Genomic DNA, 6,993 nt, shown 5'->3' on the forward strand with positions numbered 1-6,993 from the left:
CGACCGGGCAGGGGACGGCGGGCCGGCCCCCACGGGCCGGCCCGCCGTCCCCTGCCCGGTCGGCGGGCCGGCCGTCCCCCGTTCACACCGAGAAGCCGTTCACATCGAGAAGACGAGGACCTTCTCCGGACGGAGCCGGATGATCTTGCGCGAGACGCCCGGCGGGTCGGAGATCGGGTCCTCGCCGAGGTACCGGTGGGCGAGCCGGTGGGGCAGCGCGCTCTCCGGGTCGTCCTCGATCACCGCCGTGCCGCGTATCTCCACGGCGTGGTACGGATTGGCCATGTCGAAGACGGTGGCGCTGGCGCGCGGGTCGGCGGCCACGTTCCTCACCTTCCGCCGCCGGTCGGTGGAGGAGAACACCAGCGTGTCCCCCTCGCGGTCGTACCAGACCACCGACGCGTGCGGCGCGCCGCTGGGATGGAGCGTCGCCAGGGTCGCGAAGTTCTTCCCGTCCAGGAGCTCACGCGTCGCCTCGTCGAACGACACCGGCATGGGGCTCTCCTCTCTCTCCGGTCTCTCTCCGGTTCTTCCCGGCCCTCTTCCGCCGTGCCCTCTCCAGTCGCCGCGCGCCCCCGTTTATTCCCTTGCGGCGGCCCCTCCGGGCCCGGAGACTCCCTGCCCATGACCTTGCGTTACCACGAGATAGCCGAAGCCAGGCATCGCATCCTCAACCCCCTGACCGAGGCCAAGGTGGACCTCCTCGGCGAGATCTGCGGCCTCACCCCGGGGCAGCGCGTGCTCGATCTCGCCTGCGGGAAGGGGGAGATGCTCGCCCGCTGGGCCGCCGCGCACGGCGTGCGGGGCGTCGGCGTGGACATCAGCGAGGTCTTCGTGCCCGCCGCCAGGAGCCGCGCCGAGGAGCTGGGGGTGGCCGACCGCGTGCGGATCGAACGGGGCGAGGCCGCCGCGTTCGCCAGGGATCTCGCCGGGGATCTCGCCGGTGGCCCCGGCGCCCGGGAGGAGCCCTACGACGTGGTCGCGTGCGTCGGCGCCACCTGGATCGGCGGCGGCCTCGCCGGGACGCTCGACCTGATGCGGCCCGCCGTGCGGGACGACGGGCTGCTGGTGGTCGGCGAGGTCTACTGGACCGAGGAGCCGCCGGCCGAGGCCGTCGAGAGCCTGCGCCTGGGCCCCGGGGACTGCACCTCGCTGCCGGGCACCCTGGACCGTTGCGAGGAGGCCGGGTACGAGCTGATCGAGATGCTGCTGGCCGACGGCGACAGCTGGGACCGTTACGCCGCCGCCCAGTGGCACACCACCAGCGACTGGCTGCGCGCCCACCCCGAGGACCCCGAGGCCGACGAGATCCGCCGCCTGCTGACCACCTCGCGCCGCGACCACCTCGCCTACCAGCGCCGCTACCTCGGCTGGGGCGTCTTCGTCCTGCGCGCCCAGGACGCCTGAGCGGCCGGGGCCGGGACGTCAGTCGCCGTAGCCCGCGATCGCGCGCGGGTCGCGGGGCGGCGGGCCGACGTAGCGCGCCGAGGGGCGGATCAGCCGGCCGGTGCGCTTCTGCTCCAGGATGTGCGCCGACCACCCCGCCGTCCTGGCGCAGGTGAACATCGCCGTGAACATGGGCGCCGGCACCTCCGCGAAGTCGAGCACGATGGCCGCCCAGAACTCCACGTTCGTCGCCAGCACCCGGTCGGGGCGGCGGCTGCTCAGCTCGGCCAGCGCCGCCCGCTCCAGCGCCTCGGCCACCTCCAGGCGCGGCGCGTTCAGCTCCCGCGCGGTCCGGCGCAGCACGCGCGCCCGGGGGTCCTCGGCCCGGTAGACGCGGTGCCCGAAGCCCATCAGCCGTTCCCCCGCGTCCAGCTTTCGCCGCACGTAGCCCTCGGCGTCGCCGTCCCGTTCGATCTCCTCGATCATGCCGAGCACCCGCGAGGGCGCGCCCCCGTGCAGCGGCCCCGACATCGCGCCCACCGCCCCGGAGAGCGCCGCGGCGACGTCCGCGCCCGTGGAGGCGATGACGCGGGCGGTGAAGGTGGACGCGTTCATCCCGTGCTCGGCCGCCGAGGTCCAGTACGCGTCGAGCGCCGTCACGTGCCGGGGGTCGGGCTCGCCGCGCCACCGGCGCAGGAAGCGCTCGGTGATGGTCTCCGCCTTGTCGATCTCCCGCTGCGGCACCATCGGCAGCCCGGGGCCCCGCGCGGACTGGGCGACGAAGCTGAGCGCCATCACGGCGGCGCGCGCCAGGTCGTCGCGCGCCTGGTCAGCGTCGATGTCGAGCAGCGGGCGCAGGCCCCAGACCGGGGAGAGCAGCGCCAGCGCGGACTGCACGTCCACGCGCACGTCGCCGGAGTGGACCGGGATCGGGAACGGCTCGGCCGGCGGCAGGCCCGGCGTGAACGCGCCGTCCACCAGCAGGCCCCACACCTTGCCGAACGAGACGTTCCCCACGAGATCCTCGATGTCCACGCCCCGGTAGCGCAGGGCGCCCCCCTCGCGGTCCGGCTCGGCGATCTCCGTGTCGAAGGCGACAACTCCTTCGAGCCCTGGTACGACCTCGGACATCAGGCGGCTCCTTGTGCCGGTACGCGCGGAACGCGTGGTAAGTCGGGCGGTCACCTTAACTCTGGGTGTCCACAAGCCGGAGAGCGAGGGTCGAATCCCCGCCGGGTCGGCCACCGTCGGCCGCATGTTGCAAGATATGGGCCGTGTCCCACGCCGACAGCGCCAGCCGCGCAGACCGCCCGGAAGATGCCTCAAGCACCCCGCTCGACCCCGCCGTGATGCGCGCCAGGTACCGCGCGGCGGGGCTCGACGAGAAGGATCTGGCCGCCGATCCGTTCGAGCAGTTCGCGCACTGGTTCGCCCAGGCCGCGGAGAGCGGGCTCCAGGAGCCCAACGCGATGGTGGTCGCCACCGTGGGGCCCGACGGGCGCCCCAGCTCGCGGACCGTGCTGCTCAAGCGGTTCGACGGGGAGGGGTTCGTCTTCTTCACCAACTACGGCTCCCGCAAGGGCCGCGAGATCGAGGGGAACGCCCGGGTCTCGCTCCTCTTCCCCTGGCACGGCATCGCCCGCCAGGTGATCGTCTCGGGGACCGCCGAGCGGACCGGCCGGGCGGAGACCGCCGCGTACTTCAGGACCAGGCCGCACGGCTCCCAGCTGGGCGCGTGGGCCAGCGAGCAGTCCTCGAAGGTCGCCTCGCGCGCCGAGCTGGACCAGTTCTACGACGAGCTGGCCGAGCGGTACCCGGAGGGCGAGGACGTGCCGGCGCCGCCGCAGTGGGGCGGGTACCGGGTGGTGCCGGACGCCGTGGAGTTCTGGCAGGGCCGCGAGAACCGGCTCCACGACCGGCTGCGGTACGTGCGCGAGGGCGGCGGCCCCTGGGCCGTCGAGCGGCTCTGTCCCTGAGGGGCTCTGTCGCTCAGCGGCTCCGCCGCCGGGGCCACCGGGGCCACCGGGGCGGGAAAGCAACGATCCGCGAGCCTTGGTCCCCGCGGGGGCGTGAAGCCCCTGGCGGGGAGCCGGCCGGACGACGCCGACGGCTCGCGGATCGGGTGACTGCTGGGATATCGGCCGGCGGTGCCGGCGCCACGTGGCGTGGACAGCGACCGCTAGGCCGCAGTCACCTCACGCGTCCGGTTGTCATACATCTGACGAACCACCTCCCTTCTCGTGTACCTCTCACGGTAGGCGGAACCCCCGGAGCACCACAACAGGATTTCGGTGCGGCAACGAGATTCGATGAAACCCTATGTGACCGACGTCACTATGCAGTTGAATGGTCCGGCGCACGCGACCGGCGCTCCATCTCCTGTGCAGGGGGTATCAGGTGACCATTCCTTCCGAGGCTCAGCCCGCGCACCGCGACCGCGTAACGGACGACCGTCTGCTCTCCGCTCTTCTCGACGGGGCGGACGCCGCCCTCTTCGCCGTGGACACCCAGGGGCGGGTGACCCACTGGAACCGCCATGCCGAGCGGCTGCTCGGCTGGTCGAACGAACAGGCCGTCGGACGCGAAGGGCTCGGCGGGTGGGCCGTGCGCGAGGCGGACGCGGCCGATCTGCGGGCCAGGCTGCTGGCCGTGCTCTCGGCGCCGCCGGGCCCGATGGGGGCGCCCGCCCGGCAGGCCCACGAGTTCCCGATGCTGCGCCGCGACGGCGGCAGGCTGCTGGTGCGGGCGCGCACCACTGCGATCAAGGGCGCGGACGGGCGGCCCTCCGGGGTCTACTGCGCGTTCGGCGACGTCCACGCGCATCTCGCGCTGGAGAGGAACCTCGCGTTAAGCGAGGCGCTGCTCGGCGACTCCACCTGGGCGGTGCTGGTCGCCGACGCCGACCTGCGCACCGTCGCGGCGAACGAACGGGCCGCGCAGGCGATGGGCCTGACGCCCGTGGACATGCTGGGGGAGCCGCTCGCGGAGTTCGTGGGCGACGGCCTCCCGGAGCTGGAGAGCGCCCTGGAACGGACCCTGGCCGGCCAGGCGCCCGACGAGCCCGTCGAGCTGTGGCTCACGCCGCTGGACGACGGGATGCACGAGGAGGACAGGCTCGGCGGCCCGCACCCGCCTCCCGGCGGGCAGCGCCACTGCCTGCTCAGCGGCTTCCTGCGGCTCGACACGCCAGGCTCCCTGGGCGCCGCGCCGCTGGGGGTGGCCTGGATCTTCCAGGACGTCACCAGAACCAGGCGCGCCGCCCAGGACACGGCGAGGCGCGCGTTCAGGGACAGCCAGCTCAGCCGCGCCACGCGGGCGGCGGCCGAGTGCGAGGACCCGGTCGAGGCCGCCCAGCTCCACCTGCACTACGCCCTGGCGGGCTTCGCCGAGCACGCGCTGCTCGACGTGCTGGGGGACTCCGTCGGCCTGACCCGGCTGACCGAGAGCCCCGGCCCGTTCCACGAGGCGGCGGGCGCGGCCCACGGCGCGGCGGTCCGCTACGGGCAGGGGCACCCGGCGCTCCAGGCGCTGGAGCGGGGCGTGACCGTGCGCGCGACGGGCGGGGTGGCCCGTTCCGGCTGGGCGTTCGAGCACCGGTGGCCCGAGGAGGCGGAGCACGCGCTGTGCGTGGTGCTCCGCAGCAGGGGCCGCTCCCTGGGGGTCGTCACGTTCCTGCGGGGGGCGGGCAGGCGCTCGTTCGACCGCGCGGACGCGGCCTACGGTGAGGACGTGGCGCTGCGGGTGGCCGCGGCGCTCGACCTCGGCGATGTGGCAGGGACGTGCTGACGCCCTGCCCGGCGCTCGTCCCCCACGGTCCCTCAGTCCTCAAGACCGCCCCGGCGCTCCCTGCTGCCCCGGCGTTCCCCGCTCGCTCAGTGGCGCCAGAGGATCTTGTCCGCGTGGTCGGCGACCACGCGCTCGTTCCACTCGCGTCCGCCGTCCACGTTGGCGGAGCGCAGCAGCGGTGGCTCGGCGCCCGCGCCGGCCAGGCGGCCCGCGGCCTCGGCGACGACGGCCTGGAGCAGCGCGCAGGTGATCACGGTGGAGGCCGGGGCGAACGGCGCGCCGATGCCGTCGCTGGTGAGGGTGGCGTCGCCCACGGGGATCCCGCTGTCGAGCACCAGGTCGCAGTGGTCCTTCAGGAACGTGCCCGAGGGATGCCGGGAGACGGTCTCGGTCGTGTACACGACCGAGGTCACGCCGACGACGGTCAGGCCGCGGGACCTGGCGTGCTGGGCCATCTCGACGGGGAGCACGTTGCGCCCGGAGAGCGAGATGACGATCAGCAGGTCGCCGGCGCGCGCCGGGCTCGCGTCGAGGGCGGCGGGCGCCAGGCCGCCGACGTGCTCCAGCGCGCTGCCGAGCGTCGCGGGCCTGACGTCGACGCCCGTGGTGCCCGGGACGGTCAGCAGGTTCACCAGGGCGAGGCCGCCGGCCCGGTAGACCAGGTCCTGGGCGGGGAGGGACGAGTGCCCCGCGCCGTAGGCGAAGAGCGTGCCGCCCCCGGTGACGGTGCCCGCGATCAGGTCCGCCGCCTTGGCGATGGCCGGGGCCTGGGTCTCCCTGACGCGGCGCAGCAGGTCCGCGGCGGCGTCGAAGAACTGGTCGGCGAGCGTGCTGTCGCTCATGAGTGGCGCGTCCCCTTGCTGGCCGTGGCGGAGGCCGTGGCCGTGGTGGTGCGGTGGCGGTGGAGCAGGCCCCACCGTAATGGTCTGGACCACTGCCGTGTCAATACGCATGCGTTCGGTTACCCGCGGCGGGGACGGTTGTCAGTGTCATGCGCCAGAATTGCCGTGGGGCCATCGCACAACACATCTAGGGGCGCTTATGTCAGGACTCATCGACACCACCGAGATGTACCTGCGCACCATCCTGGAGCTGGAGGAGGAAGGTGTGGTCCCGATGCGTGCCCGCATCGCCGAGCGGCTGGAGCAGAGCGGGCCGACCGTCAGCCAGACGGTCGCACGCATGGAGCGCGACGGCCTGCTGACCGTCGCGGGGGACCGCCACCTGGAGCTGACGGACGAGGGGCGCAGGCTGGCGCAGCGCGTGATGCGCAAGCACCGGCTCGCGGAGTGTCTGCTCGTCGACGTGATCGGCCTGGAGTGGGAGCACGTCCACGCCGAGGCGTGCCGCTGGGAGCACGTCATGAGTGACGCGGTCGAGCGCCGCGTGCTCGAACTGCTGAACCACCCGACGGAGTCCCCCTACGGGAATCCGATCCCCGGTCTCGCCGAGCTGGGGGAGAAGGGGGAGGCCGACCCGTTCCTCGGAGAGGGCATGGTCGCCCTCTCCGACCTGGCCGCGGACGGCGGCAAGACGGTCATCGTCCGCCGCATCGGGGAGCCGATCCAGACCGACGCGGCCGTGATGCACACGCTGCGGCGCGCCGGCGTCCAGCCGGGTGCCTCCGTGAGCGTCACCGCGGGCGCGGGGGGCGGCGTCCAGGTCGGCATCGGCGGGGAGGCGGCGGAGCTGTCGCACTCGGTCGCCATGCACGTCTTCGTGGCGAAGGGCTGAGCCGGGGGCGGGCCCGTGCGGCCCGCCCCGCGGCCATGGCCTCGGCTTCCCCGTGACGGGGGAGCCTCGGCGGGGGGAGCCCTGAGG

7 protein-coding genes are annotated in these 6,993 nt (G+C 74.0%); 4 read left to right on the plus strand and 3 right to left on the minus strand.

Translation table 11 applies throughout. From position 1 onward, the window contains the following. Positions 1-99: 99 nt before the first annotated feature. The gene (locus tag ADY01_RS30575; protein WP_049579943.1) at positions 100-495 is read right to left on the minus strand and encodes a PPOX class F420-dependent oxidoreductase; all 396 of its coding nucleotides are present in this window, start codon (positions 493-495) and stop codon (positions 100-102) included. Positions 496-624: 129 nt separating this feature from the next. Here ADY01_RS30575 and ADY01_RS30580 point away from each other — a divergent pair, with 129 nt between their 5' ends. Next, complete coding sequence (locus tag ADY01_RS30580) at positions 625-1,407, plus strand: SAM-dependent methyltransferase (RefSeq protein ID WP_049579945.1); 783 nt, start codon at positions 625-627, stop codon at positions 1,405-1,407. An 18-nt stretch (positions 1,408-1,425) separates the two neighbouring features. Here ADY01_RS30580 and ADY01_RS30585 read toward each other — a convergent pair whose 3' ends face one another. Continuing rightward, complete coding sequence (locus ADY01_RS30585; RefSeq protein ID WP_049579948.1) at positions 1,426-2,517, minus strand: citrate synthase 2; 1,092 nt, start codon at positions 2,515-2,517, stop codon at positions 1,426-1,428. Between the two features lie 218 nt (positions 2,518-2,735). Between ADY01_RS30585 and pdxH the strand changes: the two genes are divergently transcribed. Together pdxH and ADY01_RS30595 are read left to right on the plus strand one after the other, a co-directional pair. Beyond that, complete coding sequence (gene pdxH, locus ADY01_RS30590; protein ID WP_049579950.1) at positions 2,736-3,362, plus strand: pyridoxamine 5'-phosphate oxidase; 627 nt, start codon at positions 2,736-2,738, stop codon at positions 3,360-3,362. A 421-nt stretch (positions 3,363-3,783) separates the two neighbouring features. Beyond that, positions 3,784-5,172, plus strand: a complete 1,389-nt coding sequence (locus ADY01_RS30595) for a PAS domain-containing protein (RefSeq protein WP_049579955.1) — start codon at positions 3,784-3,786, stop codon at positions 5,170-5,172. An 86-nt stretch (positions 5,173-5,258) separates the two neighbouring features. Here ADY01_RS30595 and ADY01_RS30600 read toward each other — a convergent pair whose 3' ends face one another. Beyond that, entirely contained in the window at positions 5,259-6,014 is a 756-nt protein-coding gene (locus ADY01_RS30600; RefSeq protein WP_049579952.1) for an SIS domain-containing protein, read from the minus strand. Between the two features lie 199 nt (positions 6,015-6,213). On the opposite strand from ADY01_RS30600, the gene ADY01_RS30605 reads away from it, so the two are divergent. Next, on the plus strand, positions 6,214-6,906 hold the full coding sequence (locus ADY01_RS30605) for a metal-dependent transcriptional regulator (RefSeq protein WP_049579953.1): 693 nt from the start codon (positions 6,214-6,216) through the stop codon (positions 6,904-6,906). Positions 6,907-6,993 lie beyond the last annotated feature (87 nt).

Origin of the sequence: Streptomyces sp. SBT349 (assembly GCF_001083795.1) — a bacterium.
Taxonomy (GTDB): Bacteria; Actinomycetota; Actinomycetes; order Streptomycetales; family Streptomycetaceae; genus Streptomyces.